Raw genomic sequence first — 20,647 nt, forward strand, 5'->3', positions numbered from 1 at the left:
GGGCCGACGGGGGCGGAAACGTTGCGTGTATATCGTACAGAAGCGTTGATCTTGAGGTGCCGTAATTACGGCGAAGCAGACCGCTTGCTCACCCTGTTGACACCGGAACGGGGCAAGGTTTCGGCTATCGCCAAAGGGGTGCGTAAGCCCAAAAGTCGACTCCGTTCAGGAACGCAGCCGCTGACTCATTGTCACTTGGTTCTCTACGAAGGCCGCAATTTGCATACGATTACACAGGCTGAAGCGCTGGAGTCTTTTGCAGGACTGCAAGGGGACATCGATCGGTTCGCCCACGCCTCCTTAATGGCCGAACTGGTCGATAAATTCAGCCCGGAACAGGGCGGTTCTGACCTCTATCCGCTGCTGCTTACCTTTTGGCATCTCCTTATTGTCTTTTCTCCGCCTATCGTAACCCGCCTTTTTGAGCTGCGATTGTTGGCTCTGCTCGGCTATTGTCCCGAGTTATATCACTGTATCGATTGCGGTGAACCGTTAGATGAGAAACCCTCCTTCGCTGAAGGGAAGCCCGTTAACTACTCGCCTTCATTAGGCGGAATCATCGGCCATTGCTGTCGCCATCGCCACCCTGATGCACTTTCCGTCGCCGCCAGCACGATCGCACTTCTGCGCCATATGTTGATGATGGATCCCCGTCATATCGAACGAATCAAAGCCGGGGAAAAGGTGATGGGTCAAGTGACCAAGATGTTGCGAGACACGATTCGCTGCCGTCATGACGGCCATGTTCGCTCCTGGAGCGTATTGGAGGATTTATCGACGGGAAAGGCTGATTTCAGCAGGAGTAAAGAACCTTGATGCCCTGGAATCCAGAGTGGTTTCCAGGGCACGCCTTTGTTTGCAGATTTTAATACGACTGCATTTCGATTCGGAATCGTTTTATGTTAAAATGAAGTTTGTTCCACTCTGGATATTTCACCAAGAGTGTGCGTAAATATGGCATTTCCGTTCAAGGAGGGTACCCGGACGTGAATTTTCAAGAGATCATCTTATCACTGAACCAGTTCTGGGGTGAACAAGGGTGCATCATCCAACAGCCCTACGATATCGAAAAAGGGGCTGGTACGATGAACCCTGCCACTTTTTTGCGGGCTTTGGGACCGGAGCCTTGGAATGTGGCTTATGTGGAACCGTCTCGTCGTCCTACTGACGGTCGCTACGGCGAAAACCCGAACCGTTTACAACATTATTATCAATATCAAGTCATCCTCAAGCCGTCGCCCGATGACGTCTTGGAGATGTACCTGGACAGCCTGCGCCGCCTGGGCATTGACCCACTGAAGCATGACATTCGTTTTGTTGAAGACAACTGGGAATCGCCCACTTTGGGCGCTTGGGGACTCGGTTGGGAAGTATGGCTCGACGGAATGGAGGTCACCCAATTCACCTACTTCCAGCAATGCGGAGGCATCGACTGTAAACCTGTCTGTGCGGAAATCACCTATGGTTTGGAACGGATAGCGACCTTCATTCAGCAAAAAGATTCTGTCTTTGATATTGAATGGGTGGACGGCATCACATACGGCGATGTTCATCACCAAGGGGAAGTGGATTACTCTCATTACAATTTCGAGTTAGCCGATGTGGAGGCGCTTTTTACCTTCTTCGACATGTATGAAAAAGAGGCTCTGCGAGTGATTGAAAAAGGCCTCGTTCAACCCGCTTATGATTATGTATTGAAGTGTTCGCACACCTTCAACCTGCTCGACGCCAGAGGTGCCATCTCGGTAACGGAACGGACGGGTTACATCGCCAGGGTCCGTAATTTGGCCCGTGTCTGTGCCCAGGGCTATGTAAAACAGCGGGAAAAACTCGGTTATCCGCTGATCAAAGATAAGGCTCTGCGAGCAAAGCTCGGTCTGGATTAATTCTAAGGACGTTGAGGAGGATACCCGTGGAAACTCGCGATTTACTGCTAGAGATCGGTACAGAAGAAATCCCGGCGAAGTTTATGGCCCCGACTCTGGCTCAATTAAAAGATCTCGCCGATAAAGGTTTGCAAGAAGTCCGGCTTTCCTTCACTGAGACAAAAACATACGGAACGCCTCGACGCTTGGTGCTCATGGTCAAAGGCGTTGCGACCCGTCAAGATGATCTGGAGTTGGAAGTAAAAGGCCCTGCCGTCAAAGCAGCCTATGACAGTGAGGGAAACCCCACCAAAGCGGTGCAAGGATTTGCCCGTTCCCAAGGGGTCGACATTTCGTCACTGATCACGAAAGAACTTTCGGGCGTACCTTATGTATATGCAATCCGCAAAGAAACAGGGCGTTCCGCCCAAGAAGTGCTCCCTCAACTCTTGCGAAACTGTATATCTGGATTAAACTTCCCGAAACCGATGCGTTGGGCTTGGGGAGATACCCGTTTTGCCCGCCCCATCCGCCGGCTCGTCGCCCTTTTTGGGGAAGACATCCTGCCTCTCGAGATCGAAGGAGTCATTGCCGGACGGACGACTACAGGTCACCGCTTCCTCGGTGGCGGATCGATTACGCTGGCCAATCCTGGCGAATACCTGGAAAAGATGGAGCAAGCTTTTGTCGTCGTCGATCATGAGAAGCGTAAAGCTATGATCTGGCAGCAAATTACCGACCTGGCCGCTTCAGAGGGCGGGACTGTGGAAGAAGATCCTGGTCTGCTCGAGGAAATCAATCATCTCGTTGAATATCCAACGGCACTGTGTGGACAAGTCGATCCCTCCTTCATGCACTTGCCTGCGGAAGTGATCATCACGCCGATGAAAGAGCACCAACGTTATTACCCGGTCAAAGACGGGGAAGGAAAGCTGTTGCCTAAGTTCATCACCGTTCGCAACGGCAATGCCGACCATCTGGATGTGGTCCGCCAGGGCAATGAGAAAGTTCTGCGTGCTCGTTTGTCTGATGCTGCTTTCTTCTATGCGGAAGACCAAAAACAACCGCTGGCCGCTTTTGCCGATAAACTGAAAAAGATCGTTTTCCAAGAGAGTTTAGGAACCGTCTATGAACGGGTTGAACGGGAAATCGCCTTGACCGGCATCTTAGCTGACCATCTGGGCTTTTCCGGCGATGTGAAACAGCGGGCGATGCGGGCAGCCCAGCTAGCCAAGGCTGACTTGGTCACTCACATGGTCTACGAGTTCCCAGAACTGCAAGGCATCATGGGAGAGAAATATGCTCGTCTCTCGGGAGAAGAGCCCACCGTCGCTCAGGCTATCCGGGAACATTATCAACCTCGCTTCTCCGGAGACGAGACGCCGAAGACGACAGAAGGTACTCTCGTCGCTTTGGCCGATAAACTCGATGCTATCGTCGGCTGTTTTTCCATCGGCATCATTCCGACCGGTTCCCAAGATCCTTATGCCCTTCGTCGTCAAGCCCAAGGGATTTGCCAGATCATCCTCAGCGGGAACCTGTCCTTGTCGCTGTCGACGGCGATCGAGCAAGCGTATCACTTGTATCAAAAAGCGATAACTCCGGCTCGAAGCTTGGAAGAGGTCGAAAAAGACCTGGCCGAATTTTTCCGGCAGCGGCTGCGTTATCTCCTCGGCGAAGAAGGGATTCGATATGATGTCATCGAGGCTGTCCTCGCCGAAGGGATTGATCAACCCCTCGAAGTGTTTAAACGGGCCAAAGCACTGACGGCTTTGCGGAGTGTCGATGCCTTCTCTGCATTGATTACAGCCTATACCCGGGCCGCCAATCTGGCTAAAAAGGGCGGTCAAGAGCCGATTCGTCCCGAACTGTTCGAATCTCCATCGGAGAAAGAACTTTACGAGGCCCTCGAACAAGCGCAAGCGAAGATCGAACAGTCTCAAAGCGACTATGATGTGACTTTACGAGCGCTCGCTGAACTGCGTCCGGCTGTAGACCACTTTTTTGATGCGGTTATGGTCATGGCGGAGAAGGCTGACGTGCGAGAAAACCGCTTAGCCCTGCTGAATGAGGTCGTCGGCTTGACGGCAGGCATTGCCGATTTAAGTAAAATTGTCGACTAGAATAAAAGGGATGTTCAAATCGTAACAATAGGGGTGTATTGGCTTCTGCGAAGCCAATACACCCCTATTTACGTAGGGAAACACTGGAGAAAGATCATTCCGACACCGTAACTACACCAGCGAAGGTCTATTTTTGTGAAAATATAAGCAAAAATTGCTTGATCGCAGCAGGAAAAGGTCAGTGGATATAGTATATATCATTGTAGGTCATAATTAGATTTAGTATGTCATAATTATGGCGACCAGGTGAACTTTTCCATAGGGTGGTGACAACTATCGAACTGTCCGAACGTCAGGTCAAAATCGTACAGATTGTTAAAGAACGTGGTCCCATCACAGGTGAACAGATCGCTGATTTGTTGAATCTGACTCGTGCCACATTACGACCTGACCTGGCTATTCTCACCATGTCTGGTATTCTGGAAGCTCGTCCTCGAGTGGGCTATTATTACAACAGCCGCTCAGGAAATACATTAGTCGCTCGGGCTATCGGAAAACTACGGGTGAAAGACATCAAATCCCTGGCCATCGTCGTGAGGGAGTCGGCCAGTGTCTATGACGCTGTAGTCACCATGTTCACCGAAGATGTAGGTACCTTATCCGTGGTGGACGGGGAAGGGTATTTAGTCGGCATTGTATCCCGAAAAGATCTCTTAAAAATCGCCATCGGCGGGGGAGACGTTCATAAAATGCCTATCGGCATGGTGATGACACGGATGCCCAACATCGTTACCATCACTCCTGATGACACCGTTTACCTGGCTGCCAGACGGCTTATCGCTCATCAGATTGACGCTCTGCCGGTTGTCCGAACTTATGTGATGCCCAACGGGGAAGAGCGGCTGGAAGTGGTTGGCCGGTTGACGAAGACGAATATCACCCGATTATTTGTAGAACTTGGTGACGGAGAGAATTAAGGAAGTTCTGTGAACAGACGGTGAATGAAACCGGGGAGGGGAACAAAATCTCTACTGCCAATGGTGTAAAGCCCGTTGTCTATGTTGTCTCCGACTCCATCGGCGAAACGGCAGAGTTTGTTGTTCGTGCCGCCGCCAGTCAGTTTGACGGCAGCGGGGTGGAGATCAAGAGAGTGCCTTATGTATCAGAAAAGTGCCATATTGCAGATATCATCGACGAAGCAGCAGGCAAACCTTGCATCATCGCTTACACCCTGGTGATTCAGGAGATGAAAGAAGCGCTGCTGCAGATGGCCCAGGAAAAAGGTATTCAGACTGTGGACATCATGGGACCGATGATTCAAGGGATACAGAAGTTGACCAACTTGCAGCCGGCTCTGAAACCAGGACTGCTGCATCAACTGGATGAACAATACTTTCGGAAAGTCGAGGCTATCGAGTTCGCCGTCAAATATGACGACGGAAAAGATCCTCGCGGCATTCTGCATGCCGATGTCATCCTAATCGGTGTGTCCCGGACATCCAAAACGCCGGTCTGTATGTACTTGGCTCACAAGCGAATAAAAGCAGCCAACGTCCCCTTAGTCCCAGAAGTAGCGCCACCGGAAGAACTGTTCCAATTGCCTCGGCGAAAAGTCATCGGATTGACCATCTCGCCAAGTCTTCTCAATGGCATCCGTACAGAACGATTAAAGACACTGGGCTTGGCTGGCACAGCCGATTACGCCAGTTTTGAACGAATCATGGGTGAACTGGAATATGCCGATTCCATCATGAAGCGAGTCGGGTGTCCCATTATCAATGTCACGAACAAAGCGGTAGAAGAAACTGCCGCCAAAGTTTTAGAATATTACTATCGGGGGGAACGGAATGTCTAAGAAATGGGTCTATCTATTTGAAGAAGGGAAAGCGGAGATGAAATCCCTTCTCGGAGGAAAAGGGGCCAACTTGGCCGAGATGACCAATATCGGTCTGCCTGTACCTCCCGGTCTTACGATCACTACAGAAGCATGTAATGCTTACTATGATCATGGAAAAGACTTTCCCGAGTCTTTGATGAGCCAGGTGAAAGCGGCTCTCGAACAAGTCGAAGCGAAACTAGGGAAAAAATTCGGAGACCCGCAAAATCCTCTGCTCGTGTCGGTTCGCTCCGGTGCTGTCTTCTCGATGCCGGGGATGATGGACACGATCCTGAACCTGGGGTTGAACGATGAAACCGTAAACGGTCTGACCGAAGCGACCCAGAATCGTCGCTTTGCCCTCGACTGCTACCGTCGCTTTATTCAGATGTATTCTGACGTCGTTCTCGGAGCTTCCCATGCCGAGTTCGAACACATTTTAGAATCCTACCGAGACAAACAAGGCGTTCGTTTTGATAATGAACTGAGCCCTGAGTCGCTGAGCGCCATGATTGAAGACTTCAAAGTGATGGTCAAGAAGACAACCGGACAATTGTTCCCTCAAGACCCGATGGCTCAGTTAGAAGGAGCCATCCGTGCAGTCTTCTCCTCTTGGAATAACGATCGCGCCATCATCTATCGTCAAATCCACAAGATCCCCGATGATCTTGGCACCGCTGTCAATGTGCAGTCGATGGTCTTCGGTAACATGGGTAATGACTGCGGCACTGGTGTAGCCTTCACCCGCAACCCTTCGACCGGGGAAAAGACTCTCTACGGTGAATACTTGATCAATGCTCAAGGGGAAGATGTTGTCGCTGGTATTCGGACTCCTTTACATATCTCTCTTCTTCAAGAAGAAATGCCGGCAGTCTTCGATCAGTTTGTCAATATCTGCGGTATTCTCGAGAAACATTATCGAAACATGCAGGACATTGAATTCACCATTCAAGGCGGAAAACTTTGGATGCTGCAGACCCGTAACGGAAAACGTACTGCCGCCGCTGCCGTGAAGATCGCCGTAGACATGGTCGAAGAAGGTTTGATCAGCAAAGAGGAAGCGATCCAGCGAGTCGAGCCGGAACATCTGGATCAGTTGCTTCACCGCCGAATCGACCCGACGGCCAAACTGACCGTCATTGCCACCGGTTTGCCTGCCTCCCCCGGCGCCGCCTCTGGCAAAATTGTCTTTGACGCCGATGAAGCAGAAGCTCTCGGAAAAACAGGAGAAAAAATCATCCTCGTCCGGACCGAAACGACGCCCGATGACATTCACGGGATCGTTCAAGCCCAAGGCATCTTGACCAGCCGTGGCGGTATGACCTCCCACGCTGCTGTCGTCGCCCGCCAGATGGGCAAGACTTGTGTCTGCGGCTGCGAAAGCTTGCGCATCGACTATGCACGTCAAGAGTTCGTCGTTCCGACTGCTGCAGGCGATTTGAAAGCCTACAAAAAAGGCGATACCATCTCAATCGATGGATCTACGGGACGGGTGATTGAAGGCGTTGTACCGATGCTCGAACCGGAACTCACCAGTGAATTCCAGACCCTGCTGTCCTGGGCTGATGAAATCCGGACCATCGGTGTTCGAGCCAACGCTGATAAACCACAAGAGGCAGCACAAGCGCGGGCTTTCGGCGCTACCGGTATCGGTCTTTGCCGTACGGAGCATATGTTCATGGCCCAAGAGAGACTCCCTATCGTACAGGAAATGATCCTGTCCCAGAACTTAGAAGAACGGCAGGTCGCCTTAGCCAAACTGCTTCCCATGCAGCAAGAAGACTTCTATGGTATCCTCAAAGCCATGTCCGGATTCCCTGTTTGTATTCGTCTGCTCGATCCTCCTCTCCACGAGTTCTTGCCCAATGAGGAAGACCTAGTCGTAGAAGTCACGAAAATGCGCTGTGCTTTAGAATACGCTGACGATCAAAAAGAAGCTATTCTGTCTAAGCTGGAAGAGACGGAAGCACTGCTGAAAAAAGTCCGCACCCTCCACGAATTTAACCCCATGCTCGGTCACCGGGGATGCCGCTTAGGGATCACCTACCCGGAAATTTACGGGATGCAAGCGCGGGCTATTTTCCAAGCTGTAGCCCAATTGGTACAAGAGGGCTACGAGGTAGAGCCTGAAGTGGAAATTCCGCTGGTCGTTCACATTAATGAGTTGGCGTTCCTGCGTCAACTGGTTGTCGATACAGCCGAAGCGGTAATGGCTGAGACGGGTGTCAAATTTGAATACACTGTAGGTACCATGATCGAAGTGCCTCGGGCAGCCCTCACGGCCGATCAAATCGCCAAAGAGGCTCAGTTCTTCTCCTTCGGTACGAACGACCTCACCCAGACCACCTTTGGCTTCTCTCGTGACGATGCCGAATCGAAGTTCCTTGGCTATTACAGAGATCGTAAGATCCTCCCGGAAAACCCCTTCATCGTGCTGGATCGAGAAGGCGTCGGCCAACTGATGAAGATCGCCGTGGAAAAAGGCCGTGCGACCCGTCCCGAACTGCTTGTAGGTATCTGCGGTGAACATGGCGGCGAGCCTTCGTCCATCGAGTTTTGCCATCTCATCGGTTTGGACTTTGTCTCCTGCAGCCCCTACCGGGTTCCCATCGCTCGTCTAGCCGCAGCCCAAGCGGCCGTCAAAAACAGCTAATCAAAGGCTTATATTTTGATTTTATCCGGGCAAAACTAGGACCATGATAGAAGTATTTGATGATGATGAACTCTTTCAAACAGAAATGCCCGGTGAACTCATTCCGCTCGCTTCCCAGGTGGATCAAAAAACAGGAACGAAAAGAACCCAAAAAAATGGTCATAAAGACCCCAGTGAATTGCATAGACTATAATGGATTATATTTCCAACGCAGGTGTGGCAGCGGAGCCACTGCGTTCTGTGCCCTTGGCAGTATGCCAAGGGATTTTTCTTTTAAACAAAACATTTACACGTACTGAAATGATAAGAAGGAATTATTAAGTTTTCGTAGAATAAATTACCTAATTCGTAAAATCTAAGTCATAGATTTCCGTCGAATATAAGTTTATTAATTCGGTTTAAGGGTTCACTGCTATGGTAAAGTGGTGGGATCTTTCCTAAACTTTAAGGAGAGGTAACATATTCATGTTCGAAAAGAACAGTGAAGAACCGAACACACTTGAGATTGACCTTTTATACCTGTTGACTCTATTGCAGAAAAAAGTGGCTCTTATTCTTTCGTTAACTTTATTAGCAGTCTTTATTTCTGCTTTTATCAGTAAATATATCCTTACGCCGGTTTATGAGGCTCGATCGCTGTTAATGGTCCTTCAAGCCGATGACTCTAAACAGATCGGCCGTAAGATGGAACAATTGGATTTAGAAGACGTCATCTCATTGGCCTCGAAAATGCCCGATTATACCATGCAATCTTATGTGACTCAGATAAAAAGCGATGGCGTCTTACAGCGTGTCATTAATAAACTTGGATTGACAGACAACAATCCGTCTAGTCTCCAAGGGATGATCTCGGCTTCCCTGATCAAAGATACCAACTTGATCGAAGTTCGTGTCGATCATTCCGATCCTGTATTAGCGGCCAATATCGCCAATACGCTCGATTCCGAATTTGTTAACTTCATTACGGAAACTAACCTGGAAAAGTTAACGAAATCGGGAGCTTTGTTGGAACAACAAACGAACGAAGAAGAAAAAAACTATCAAAACGCCGTTTCTACATTAAATAATTTTTTAATTCAGCCTCGCAACCCAGATTTATTGTCCAAAGACATTCAAAACATTTCTGATCTCCTATTGGAGTATGAAAAAAACAAAATGCTCGCGGAAGTTGAAGTCGAGGAATTGAACGGCTTAATAAATGAACTCAACAATCGGATAGAAAATACTTCACCTATGATTTCAATCAAAGACGGAACTAAAGAAAGAACAATCGATAATTCCGATTATTATTCTTTACTGAGACAGCTACGGCAAAAGCAATATGAGTTGGAAGGAAAGAAAGCGAAGCTCCTGACCATTGAGAATGCCATCGCCGCATTACGAGCACGCTGGGAAAGCGTTCAGGAAGAATTAACGGTAAAACAGATGGAGCATGACCGACTAAAAGGGAATGTCGATCGTCTAGATAAAACACGTAATGTACTACATCAAAAACTGACAGACATACGCATCGCTAAGTCGGTGAATCAAGGCGAGACAACAGTCAAATTCGCTTCTCCGGCAAGCACCCCTACAGCTCCAATCAAACCGAACCTCTCTTTCAATGTAACTATTGGACTCATCCTTGGATTTACGATTTCGGTCGTAATTGCCTTCTCGGTGGAGTTGTTAGATAAAACGATCAAATCGAAAATGGATATCTTGCGTAAATTGAAGATCCCTTATCTGGGCAGTGTGCCTTACTGCTATAAAACTAAAAGTAGAGATAAAAAGCAAAACATCATCTGGTATCCGAGAAGAGAATATAAAAATGTCAGTTATGATGATGTATCGCCGGACATGCTGGAAATACCTAATTCCCCTGTCATAGAACTATACAGAGCCATCTGTACTGGTATGCGTTATCAAGCCTTAGACAAAGATAAAAAGGTGATTTTATGTACGAGTACAGAACCCAAGGAAGGGAATTCAAATATTACGGCGAATATGGCGGTTACATTTGCTCAAACCGGGTTAAGAACATTGCTCATCGACGGAGACTTACGTAGGCCTGTACAACACAAATTTTTTGGTATAAACAATCATTATGGTTTAAGCAACATCCTTTTAAACAACCTCCCCTTCCAAAAAGTGTTGACCCCTAGTTCTTATCCGGGACTAGATATCATGACGAGCGGTCCTTTGCCCCCGAACCCTCCAGAACTTTTATCGGGACAGTACATAAAAAACATGTTGAATGAAATTGTCGATAGGTATGACGTAGTACTTATCGATAGTCCGCCCATCGTATCAGTTACAGATTCCATCATCTTGGCAGGACTGGCTCACGGAACTGTGTTGAACGTGCGCACTCGTTATTGCCATATCGATACGGTGAAGGAAGCTATCTATCGTATTCATCAAGGAAAGGGAAAGATTATCGGAGCCATATTGATTGGAGTGGAAGGAAACAAGAAACATGTTCATTATCAGCGCCTCCAAAGAGAGTCTGATTAAAAAGCGGTGTCTTCTTCACCGCTTTTTTGTTTTATTCAAAAGCAGGAATCTTTCTAGCTGTTCACGAAGTAAAGGTTATAAAAAACACTAAGGGAGGCCAATCCGTGACTGTAGGTGACGAATACGAGTTATTCATAAAAAAAGTGCACGCCAAAAGCGGATTAGATTTAGGCAATTACAAACGTCCTCAAATGGAAAGACGGATACGTACGCTCATGCGCTCACAGGGAGTCAACGACCTGCTCAGCTATTTCAACTTAATCGACAAAGATGCTGAACAGTACCGCAAATTCATCGATCATCTAACAATTAACGTGTCAGAATTTTTTCGCAACCCCGGCCAATGGGACGTATTGACGAACAAAATACTTCCCCTGTTGTTAAAAGAAAATCCCCAATTAAAAGTTTGGTCTGCCGGTTGTTCCACCGGAGAAGAACCTTATAGCTTAGCCATGACGATGATGGAATCTCGTTGTGACTTGCGAAATAAGGTCTTGGCTACCGATATCGACAAAGAAGTACTGAGAAAAGCACAGCTAGGGATATATTCGGCCAAATCGCTGGCCAACATGTCTCCGGAAATGGTGAAGAAATACTTTGATGACCAAGGCGGCGGATTCTTCCGGGTAAAAGATGAAGTCAAAAGGCAGGTAAAATTTCAACAACAAAACCTGTTGAAAGATTCCTTTGAGTCTAATTTTGACCTCATTCTTTGCCGAAATGTCGTCATATACTTTACAGAAGAGACGAAAACCATGCTCTATAAGCGGTTTCATCAAGCCATGCGCAAAGGAGGGATTCTGTTTACCGGTTCAACGGAACAGATTTTCCAAGCTCGTGAACTTGGCTTAACTACGGCGGCCACATTCTTTTATCAAAAAACATAATCAAGGGGGTGGAGTCTATTTTTGCATTCGTCGTATTCCTACTCGTCTATATAGGAGCCGGTTACGCTTTTTGGTTTTGGATGAGAGCTGATGACGCTGTGGAGAGACAATGGAAAAGCCTCACGACTCATTCGAAATGGGTCATGTGGCTTGGCTGGCCTTTTGCAATGTTTGGAGTCATGTTCAACAGCTTCAAAACAAAGAAAACGAGCCGATAACAAAACGCCCCGTACGGGGCGTTTTCTCTAGTTACGCATAAAATAGCCACGGCTATCAAATAAATAATCTAGAGCGTAAAGGGTTGTAATGGAGGTCTGCTTAATGCCTATATTTACTATCGGTGTGCATACGCCCCAGATTGATCCAGACACCTACATTGCACCGACCGCTGTTGTGGGTGGTCAAGTGACGATAAAAAAAGGCAGCAGTCTTTGGTTTAACGTTGTCGCTCGTGGCGACTGCGGCCAGCCGATCATTGTTGGTGAGTATTCAAATGTTCAAGATAATGCGGTCCTACACACGGACCACTTTCATCCCATGGAAGTCGGTAATTGGGTCACTGTCGGTCATGGTGCCATCATTCACAGTGCCAAAATCGGTGATTATTCGCTGATTGGAATCGGCGCCATCATTCTGGACAATGCTCGCATCGGAGAACATTCTGTCGTAGGTGCTCATTCCTTAGTTCCCCCTGGTAAGGAATTCCCACCCTACAGTTTAATCATGGGAAACCCTGCAAAGCTTATCAAGACATTGACTCCCGAAGAGGCAGAGCGGTTCAAAGGGAATGCTGAACGGTACGTACAACTGTGGCAAGATAACTATAAGGGACGTATCGAGTAAGAGCTAATCGGACCCTTTCGTTGGCGCCCAAACCATCATATTCTGCGGAAGGTCTATCCGCTGTTGCTTTTCTGGCCCCGACAAAAGAAAGACTTGAAGAGGTTGTCTCCCGAAACTAATCGCCGATTCATGATCAGGCAGAAAAAAGTCCATTCGTCTACCACGGATTTTTCCCCCAATGTCTTGGGCTTCAAAAACCCTTCCAAAAGCAGGCACATAGACTTTAGTGCCTAGCGGAATGACATCGGGATCGACAGCCACCGTGTACCACGGTAGGGCTTTTTGTCCCGTTTTCGTAATGCCGTCGCTTTTTCCACAACAGTAAATACAAGCGTCATAAGCAGTGGCATCCACTTCCATAGGTGCTGTGATCCGATAGCCCAGCAAGGACAATTGAAGGATTGTTTTTCCGGATAAACTTTCGGGAATCGAAAGGGTATCTCTTTCTTGCTCGCCTTCAGTCTCTGTCGCTTCCGCAAAAACAGGGTGCAGTGCGAACAGAGCCAGCAGAAGAGGAAGCAAGTACCAGCGACGTATAATAGACCATCATCTCCCATAGGTGACTATCGCCGAATTACACTACTTCTAGGTTCTCGCAGTGGCCTTTTTTTATGCATGAGCGGTTCGAGATAATGATGGTAAAAAACTAAACTGGTAAAATGTGCGGAAAAGGAAAAACTACTGTTGATCCTGCTACACCTCCGGAGGAAACTGGAGGTGAACCTGTCTTGGGGATGTCCGGTCGATTACCTACAGTTTCTGGTCTAGAAGTAGCTAAGCTTCTTCACCGGGAAGGATTCGAACCGATTCGTCAGCGAGGCAGTCACCTTCGAATGGTGAAAGCCGGTTCAGGAACGGTTCTCTCTGTGACCATTCCGGGAAATCAAAAGGACCTAAAAAAGGGTACGCTAATGGGCATCTTACATCAAGCAGGCCTCAGTAAATCCGATTTTCTCGATCTTCTCTCCGCCTAGAATCTTTTCGGGGGTGTGAGTGAAGGAAACGAGGTGTAGCAGGTTCTTAGCCACGATTGCAGGAAATGAATGCCGCCGGGTCGAAAGAGGACAAGCGGCATTTTTGCATACCAGGAGGACTGCATTATGTCTACTAATGACTTTATTTTTGCTTTGGATATCGGAACCCGGAGTGTCGTCGGGATTATCGCGCGAGAAAAAGAAGAAGGATTGGAAATCTTACATACGGCGATGGAAGAACATCGCCACCGGGCCATGTTGGACGGGCAGATTCACGATGTGGTGCAGGTATCCAACGTAGTCCGCCGGATAAAACAGAGGTTAGAAAGCCAGTTTAACCAACCCTTAAAAGAGGTAGCTGTCGCGGCCGCCGGGCGGGCGCTGAAAATCGCCCGGGGCCGGGTGGGTCGTCAATCGCCCTCTTTGCAGGAGTATACGTCGGAAGACGTCTTTGCACTGGAACTAACGGCGGTACAGAATGCGCAGAAAGCATTGAAGATCGACGGCGGAGATTCTGTGAAGGACTACCATTGTGTCGGATATAGCGTAGTTAACTATTACTTGGAAGGGCAAACGATCGGAAACCTCGTCGGTCAACGGGGATTAAATGCCGAAATCGAAGTGATTGGTACATTCTTGCCTCGCGTCGTCGTAGATTCGCTTTTCTCGGTGTTGCAACGGGTAGATTTAGAAATGAAGAGCCTTACATTGGAACCGATTGCCGCCATCAGTGTGGTCATCCCACCGAATATGCGCCAACTCAACTTAGCTTTAGTCGATGTCGGTGCTGGTACTTCTGATATTGCGATCACTTCCGGTGGAACAGTTACGGCCTATGCGATGGTTCCTATCGCTGGCGATGAAATGACTGAACAAATCTGTCAAAAATACTTGCTTGAATTTGGCGAAGGAGAAAGAGCCAAACGAGCCTTGCAAGCGGTACTGCTGGGATACGATAAGTCTGTTAACATTACTATGATCAAGGATACGATTCAAATCTGTGATGTCCTCGGCTTTGAACAAGAACTGGATGTTCAGGAAATGATTACATCCTTAGGGCCCGCGGTGGAACACTTGGCTTGCCAAATTGCTGATAAGATCATTGACCTAAATGGAAAAACACCGCAGGCGGTCATCCTCGTCGGTGGGGGCTCGTTGACTCCGCTGTTGCCGGCTAAACTGGCCGAAGCATTAGGACTCCCTCGTGAACGGGTAGGTGTCCGAGGGCGGGAGAGCCTCCGGGACCTCAGCGGCAACTTAGAAGACATGAAGGGACCTGAATTTGTCACGCCTGTCGGTATCGCCTTTACCTCCGTAAAACATCAGACGTTGGGTTTCTATGAAGTGACCGTGAATGACGAACCCGTCCGGTTATTCAATATGCAATTAGGTTCTGTCGGTGACGCCTTAGTGGCCGCCGGAGTGAGTCTGCGACAAATCCATGGATTGCCGGGACTCGCCATGACGGTAGAGGTTAATGGTCAAGTGAAAATTCTGCGAGGTACTCTGGGAGAGCCGGCCAAAATCACTGTCAATGGGAATGAGGGCAGGTTGGACAGCCCCGTCAATCCCGGTGATAAGATACAATTCGAAGGTTCCAAGCGCGGAGCTGATGGGAGCGGTTGCATCGGTGACGTAGTTCCCAATCTCACTGCTTTAGATGTTGAGATTAACGGTCAACCGGTTCATATGGAACCTCAACTCAGCATGAATGGGAAGGCAGCGTCATTAGATACTCCTCTGCTAGATGGTGCGAGAATTCGCTTTCAACCCCTAGAGACGATCGCTCATCTGCTGGACGCTGTGGGCAATCTAGAGGCTTTAAATGAAGAACATTCTGTCCGGTACGTATTGAACGGCATAGAAAAGACGGTCCCCGTTTCGACACCGGAAGTGTTGCTCAACGATTCTCCCGTCAAACTGACAGAACCTGTCAAAAGTGGAGATCGGATTTCGGTCCGTTCTTCCCGTATAAGCGGTTTGGTCTTAAAGGATATCGTAGATCTGCCGAAGTGGGAGGGGAAACCTCTGCGGGTTTTTGTCAACGACAAGACTTGGACTTTTCCTGGTCAACCTGCTGCAATCTACCTTAACGGTCAACCGGCTACGGGTGATGAGATGTTGAACGATGGGGACAACATTATCGTTAAAGCCGGAAGATCAGCCGATCTGATCCTCTCGGAGTTATTGCTGCATATTGGTTTTGACCCCGCCCCTCCTGCCGGAAAAACCAAATTAGATATTTACGTCAACGGTTTTCTCAGCGATTTTGCAACACCTATCACGGATAATGCCAGGGTAGAGTTGAAATGGAGGTAAGTGGGATTTAGTGAAAAAAGAAACCCTGCCGGGCACTCCGGCAGGGAAAAAAGGTACCTTACACCTCCCAACAGAAAAGATGGTCGGATTAGGGATTGAGATGGGCCAATAACGGGCAAATCATTGCTCCTAGAAATATGATAGGGGATACGAAAAAATCAGACATCAGACCGCAGTCCTTCTGTAACTAGGACCTGCCCCTCATATTCGAAACCAGAAAATTTCTTTTCTGTGGATATATATGGTATGAGAACCCTTCTCCTAGGTAAAGCTACATTAGGGAGGGTTTTTTTATGAAAAGTTCCATTTTTTCCGTAATGGCCATTATTCTTCCGATATATTTATTCTTAACGGTGCTGTGGCCGGGAGGACCGGGACAACAGTATCTCTTAATGGTTATGATCGCTGTTCTTGCCGGCCCGGCTTTGTACCAATCCTGGCCTTTCGTAAAAGAGCGATTTTGGGGAACCAACTCAACGACTATAACCCCATCTGTAGACGATCAAATAGAACCAGCCACCCCGACGGCAGGGATGACGATGAGACCGTGGATAGTGAGTTTATCCCTGCTGCTGTTTGGATGGTGGTGGGACATGCTCTTTTACTACGGAATTGTCGCAGCTATCAATCTGGGAGTTGCTATCTATATCCTCGTGCAGAATCAGAGAGCTCGCCGTAACATTGTTTAATTTAAATCAAATATAAGGTATTAAGAGAGTCCGGAATAACATAATTCTGGATTCTTTTTTACTTTTATGAACTTAATTCACCAAGTGCTTTCAATCACAATCTAATTCGTGTTAAGATATGGGCATCGAATTACTTTGTTTGGATGAGTTCTGTAATATTAAGCTACGGAGGGTATTTTTCGTGGATGTACGCCACTTGGAATATTTTATCGAAGTCGCACGACATCGAAGCTTTACGAAAGCTTCTCAAGTGTTACATATTTCTCAACCTTCGATCAGCAAAACAATAAAGATTCTCGAAGATGAACTCGGTGTGACACTATTTCATCGCTCGGCTAAGCAAATTGAACTAACCGATGCAGGCAAAGCGGTGTTGGGACAAGCCCAACAGATTCTGGCCTCTTTTCAAAACTTGACCTCTGAACTTTCCGACGTTATGAATATAAAAAAGGGAAACATACGCATCGGCATACCGCCGAATGCTGGTTCGAGTCCATTTCCTCGTTTAATCGGAGAATTCAAAAAGGCGTTTCCGCAAATCACTATCCAGTTGGTCGAGATAGGATCAAAAAAGATTGAACAGGGAATTAGTGAGGGAACACTAGATATCGGCGTGGTCTGTACTATTCCTGAAAAGAAACAAACCCTTTCGATGTTTTCCTTCGTAAAAGAACCATTGATGCTGATCGTTCCAGGGAATCACCGATTGAGTAAAAAACAGGTCGTAGATTATTCCGAACTAAAAGATGAATCCTTTGTTTTTTACCGGGAAGATTTTTCGCTTTACGATCGAATTATTGAACGCTGTAATCTTTGCGGTTACAAGCCTAAAATCATCTGCCAGAGCTCTCAATGGGATTTTATGACCGAAATGGTGGCATCTCAATTAGGAATAGCCTTACTCCCCCAAAGGATTTGCGAGAAAGTGAATTCTGATCAAGTCAAAGTTTTACCCTTAAGAGATCCTCAGATCTACTGGAATTTAACAGTGATTTGGAATAAGTACCGCTATTTATCCCATGCCACCCGTCAATGGCTGATTTTTACCAGTTCACTCTTACGCATCGATACGGAATGCCAACTCATAAAAACGGGCATTTGAAATTATTGAATAAAAGCCATAAAATTTATTCCATAGATGGTCTCATCTTTTGTAAGACCGAGGAGGAAGGGCGAAACCAAATGAAAGTATCCTTCAAGAAACTACATGAAAATGCCATGATACCGAAGCGACAGACTTATCTGGCTAGCGGCTTTGATCTCCATGTGTTAGACATCGTAAACCCTGAAAATGCGAGTGATCCCTACTATGATTCCTTTGAACAATTGCGCATCTTTCCCGGAGAACGGGTGCTTGTTCGAACGGGTATCGCTATCCAAATGGGAGAAGGGATGGAAGCCCAGGTCCGTCCACGGAGCGGACTGGCTTTAAAACATGGAATTACACTCTTAAATTCACCGGGGACGATTGACGCTGATTACACCGGAGATATTGGGGTTATCTTGATTAACTTAGGACAAAGGTATGTGGACATTAAAAAAGGGGACCGGGTCGCGCAACTGGTATTTCAACCCGTTTTTCATCAAGTAACTTTGACTGAAGTGGAATCTTTTGAAGAAACTCATCGTGGATCCGGTGGTTTTGGTCACTCTGGAATATAAAAAAGCTTATGATTTTCCGCCGACGATAGCCGGCGGTTTTTTTGTAAAAGATTAGCGTCGTATTCTGTAACCGGACGGGTCATGAACGTTTTTTTGAAGCCTGCTATCTAAGATATTGGACAAGACTGTGAACGGTATTGTACATTCTGAAATAGAAGATTCGGAAGTGTATAGCTGTTGTTGACAGAAATACGATGTATTGTATACTGTATGCTAAGAGATACTTGTAGGCAAAATTCCGAATGTTTCAGCAATCGAAGGAGGATGTGCCGTGGTACAGCTGGTTGGAAATCAGGAGAGCTACCTTTTTACAGACTCTTTTTATGAGGACTTATCTCATCAAATCAAAGACATGCTTGAGCAAGAAAAAGAACAGTAACTAAATTGATGAAATTGAGTTGAAATAGGAGTCCTTGGTTCGTTGCCAAGGGCTCTTTTTTTATTGAACCCTTTGCATCGTAACCTTAACCGGACGGGTCATGAACGTTTAATTTGGAGGATTAAAGAGGTGGACTCAAAAATATGGAATATTTTCTAACTTCTACGGTATATTTATATAAAACCAGAAAATTTAAGAATATCGGGGGTCATCATGAGTTCAAAGGCTACATCTAATAAATTAAGGAATAATAGCCTCCTACCGCTAAGCAAAATTAGAGGTATCACTTCCTTTATCACACTCACATTCGGTATTGTGGTAGTTTTCTCTGGGATTGGGCTGTTAATGACCCCTCATGGACCCGGTTCCTCCTTGATATTTGCAGGAATGCCGATCGTTTTGTTCAAAGACCTTCATGTATGTTTAGGCTTTGGGATGATTGGATTTATTCTCAGTCATCTTATACTTAACTATAAAGTACTGATTAGCGAAATCAAACAGTTGTTTACCTAAAGGCGAATTCTTTAGCTTAAAACCGATCTAGTAGTTTGAGGACGGTAAAAATGGTAATTGTAACAGATTTCCACAAAGTGCCCTGATGGAACGTAGGTTCCTTCTAGGGCTTTTTCTATTCCCACGGTTATCGAACCTGTGACGAAACTATGCAAAAAGAAAGGATTTTTCGTTAATCTGGGGAATTATTAAGCTACAAAATAGGAAGAAGGGAATGAGGAGGGAATTCCATGGAGCGAATTTTTTATATTGTCGATGTTTTTGCAGAAAATAAGTATGCTGGTAACCAACTTTCTGTTGTCCGTCACGCCGGCAAACTGACTGAATTGGAAATGCAACAGATTGCCATCGAGATGAATTACTCTGAAACAACCTTTATCCTTTCCGACGAACCTCGTGATGGTGGCTTTGATGTGCGAATCTTCACCCCTCAGGAAGAAGTCCCCTTTGCAGGCCATCCCACTTTAGGGACAGCTCACGTAATTCGACGAGAACTTCTTGGCGGAGCCCCTTCAACGGTTACGCTCAATCTAAAGGCGGGTAAAGTTCCCGTTACTTTCGCCCGTCGTGAAGATGGGAAGGAAGAGGCCATCATGCGGCAGTTGCCGCCAGAATTTGGCACGGCTTTTTCAATAACTGAACTGGCTCAAGTTCTACAGATCGATGAGTCGAATTTTGATAACCGTTATCCGATTCAGGAGGTTTCAACAGGATTGGCGGCGATTATCGTACCCTTAAAGACGCTTGATGCGGTCAAGAGCTGTCAAGTCCATCGGGAGAAATATATGAAGCTGGTGAGACAGACCAACGCAAAACCGATTCTTGTCTTTGCCCCTCAAACGATCCGACCGGAAAATGATCTCCATGTACGTGTATTTGTCGATTATCTGGGAATTCCTGAAGACCCGGCTACCGGAAGCGCCAACGGTTGTTTAGCTGGTTATCTTGTTAAACATCGTTACTTCGATCAATCCTGCATCAATATTCGAGTTGAGCAAGGTTTTGCCGTAGCTCGTCCTTCTTTGCTCCGTCTGCAAGCAGAGGAAAAAGACGGTGAAATTCGGATCTGGGTTGGCGGACGAGTCATCGACATTGCCAGAGGGGTATTCGTCGATTAATCGACCTACGGGCTCTTCAACCACCGAAAAATCATGCGGTAAGGCGGTCTCAGTGAACGGGCATCCTATAGCCATGGAGGTGAGGCTGTTGTCCATTGAAGAAAGACCGAAACTCGTGGCAGGAAAAGATGGTGATGCCCTAGAAGCGACAATCGATGCGCAGAGTGCCGTTCCCTGGAACAATCAAAAAGGGTGGTACGATCTTTTAGCCCAAATCGCTAAAGATGATAACGACGATAAATCGGACAAAAAATAATCGCCCGGAAAAAGACTCTTGCTTTTTCGTAAGCTAGGGTCTTTTTTCTATTAC

At 47.1% G+C, this 20,647-nt stretch carries 18 protein-coding genes; 17 read left to right on the top strand and 1 reads right to left on the bottom strand.

From position 1 onward, the window contains the following. Window positions 1-21: 21 nt before the first annotated feature. The 9 genes from recO to H1S01_RS11110 all read left to right on the top strand — a co-directional run bounded on the left by recO (window position 22) and on the right by H1S01_RS11110 (window position 12,683). On the top strand, window positions 22-816 hold the full coding sequence (gene recO, locus H1S01_RS11070; RefSeq protein ID WP_188040550.1) for a DNA repair protein RecO: 795 nt from the start codon (window positions 22-24) through the stop codon (window positions 814-816). 170 nt (window positions 817-986) lie between these two features. Next, window positions 987-1,886: a glycine--tRNA ligase subunit alpha gene (glyQ, locus tag H1S01_RS11075; RefSeq protein ID WP_188040551.1), complete on the top strand. Its 900-nt coding sequence runs from the start codon at window positions 987-989 to the stop codon at window positions 1,884-1,886. A gap of 26 nt (window positions 1,887-1,912) precedes the next feature. After that, window positions 1,913-3,988, top strand: a complete 2,076-nt coding sequence (gene glyS / locus H1S01_RS11080) for a glycine--tRNA ligase subunit beta (protein WP_188040552.1) — start codon at window positions 1,913-1,915, stop codon at window positions 3,986-3,988. Between the two features lie 275 nt (window positions 3,989-4,263). After that, window positions 4,264-4,905 carry a transcriptional regulator CcpN gene (gene ccpN, locus H1S01_RS11085; RefSeq protein WP_341479086.1) on the top strand — a complete coding sequence of 214 codons (642 nt, stop codon included), beginning with the start codon at window positions 4,264-4,266 and terminating at the stop codon, window positions 4,903-4,905. 20 nt (window positions 4,906-4,925) lie between these two features. After that, the gene (locus H1S01_RS11090) at window positions 4,926-5,783 is read left to right on the top strand and encodes a pyruvate, water dikinase regulatory protein (RefSeq protein WP_341479082.1); all 858 of its coding nucleotides are present in this window, start codon (window positions 4,926-4,928) and stop codon (window positions 5,781-5,783) included. Next, window positions 5,776-8,457 carry a pyruvate, phosphate dikinase gene (ppdK, locus tag H1S01_RS11095; RefSeq protein ID WP_188040553.1) on the top strand — a complete coding sequence of 894 codons (2,682 nt, stop codon included), beginning with the start codon at window positions 5,776-5,778 and terminating at the stop codon, window positions 8,455-8,457. The genes H1S01_RS11090 and ppdK overlap by 8 nt, the downstream gene beginning before the upstream one ends. A 465-nt stretch (window positions 8,458-8,922) precedes the next feature. Continuing rightward, window positions 8,923-10,953 (top strand): GumC family protein, encoded by a 2,031-nt coding sequence (locus H1S01_RS11100; protein ID WP_279286987.1) that lies wholly within the window; start codon window positions 8,923-8,925, stop codon window positions 10,951-10,953. A gap of 104 nt (window positions 10,954-11,057) precedes the next feature. Further along, window positions 11,058-11,840 carry a CheR family methyltransferase gene (locus H1S01_RS11105; protein WP_188040555.1) on the top strand — a complete coding sequence of 261 codons (783 nt, stop codon included), beginning with the start codon at window positions 11,058-11,060 and terminating at the stop codon, window positions 11,838-11,840. Between the two features lie 321 nt (window positions 11,841-12,161). Then, a complete protein-coding gene (locus H1S01_RS11110; RefSeq protein WP_188040556.1) occupies window positions 12,162-12,683 on the top strand; it encodes a gamma carbonic anhydrase family protein in 522 nt (173 codons plus the stop codon). A gap of 3 nt (window positions 12,684-12,686) precedes the next feature. Here the strand turns inward: H1S01_RS11110 and H1S01_RS11115 are convergent, their stop codons facing one another. Then, complete coding sequence (locus H1S01_RS11115) at window positions 12,687-13,205, bottom strand: 3D domain-containing protein (protein ID WP_188040557.1); 519 nt, start codon at window positions 13,203-13,205, stop codon at window positions 12,687-12,689. Window positions 13,206-13,417: 212 nt separating this feature from the next. On the opposite strand from H1S01_RS11115, the gene H1S01_RS11120 reads away from it, so the two are divergent. The 8 genes from H1S01_RS11120 (at window position 13,418) to H1S01_RS11155 (ending at window position 20,593) form a co-directional block, all read left to right on the top strand. Continuing rightward, window positions 13,418-13,657 (top strand): type II toxin-antitoxin system HicA family toxin, encoded by a 240-nt coding sequence (locus tag H1S01_RS11120; RefSeq protein ID WP_188040607.1) that lies wholly within the window; start codon window positions 13,418-13,420, stop codon window positions 13,655-13,657. 126 nt (window positions 13,658-13,783) lie between these two features. Then, on the top strand, window positions 13,784-15,976 hold the full coding sequence (locus tag H1S01_RS11125; RefSeq protein ID WP_188040558.1) for a cell division protein FtsA: 2,193 nt from the start codon (window positions 13,784-13,786) through the stop codon (window positions 15,974-15,976). A gap of 293 nt (window positions 15,977-16,269) precedes the next feature. Continuing rightward, complete coding sequence (locus H1S01_RS11130; protein ID WP_188040559.1) at window positions 16,270-16,665, top strand: hypothetical protein; 396 nt, start codon at window positions 16,270-16,272, stop codon at window positions 16,663-16,665. Between the two features lie 181 nt (window positions 16,666-16,846). Further along, the gene (locus H1S01_RS11135) at window positions 16,847-17,767 is read left to right on the top strand and encodes a LysR substrate-binding domain-containing protein (RefSeq protein ID WP_188040560.1); all 921 of its coding nucleotides are present in this window, start codon (window positions 16,847-16,849) and stop codon (window positions 17,765-17,767) included. An 80-nt stretch (window positions 17,768-17,847) separates the two neighbouring features. Continuing rightward, window positions 17,848-18,327, top strand: coding sequence for a dUTP diphosphatase (dut, locus tag H1S01_RS11140; protein WP_188040561.1), 480 nt, complete (start codon window positions 17,848-17,850; stop codon window positions 18,325-18,327). A 592-nt stretch (window positions 18,328-18,919) separates the two neighbouring features. After that, window positions 18,920-19,219, top strand: a complete 300-nt coding sequence (locus H1S01_RS22540; protein ID WP_188040562.1) for a DUF4405 domain-containing protein — start codon at window positions 18,920-18,922, stop codon at window positions 19,217-19,219. A gap of 230 nt (window positions 19,220-19,449) precedes the next feature. Beyond that, window positions 19,450-20,337: a PhzF family phenazine biosynthesis protein gene (locus H1S01_RS11150; RefSeq protein ID WP_188040563.1), complete on the top strand. Its 888-nt coding sequence runs from the start codon at window positions 19,450-19,452 to the stop codon at window positions 20,335-20,337. A gap of 88 nt (window positions 20,338-20,425) precedes the next feature. Further along, entirely contained in the window at window positions 20,426-20,593 is a 168-nt protein-coding gene (locus H1S01_RS11155) for a hypothetical protein (protein ID WP_188040564.1), read from the top strand. Window positions 20,594-20,647: the final 54 nt, after the last annotated feature.

Source organism: Heliobacterium chlorum, assembly GCF_014502795.1.
GTDB lineage: Bacteria > Bacillota > Desulfitobacteriia > Heliobacteriales > Heliobacteriaceae > Heliobacterium > Heliobacterium chlorum.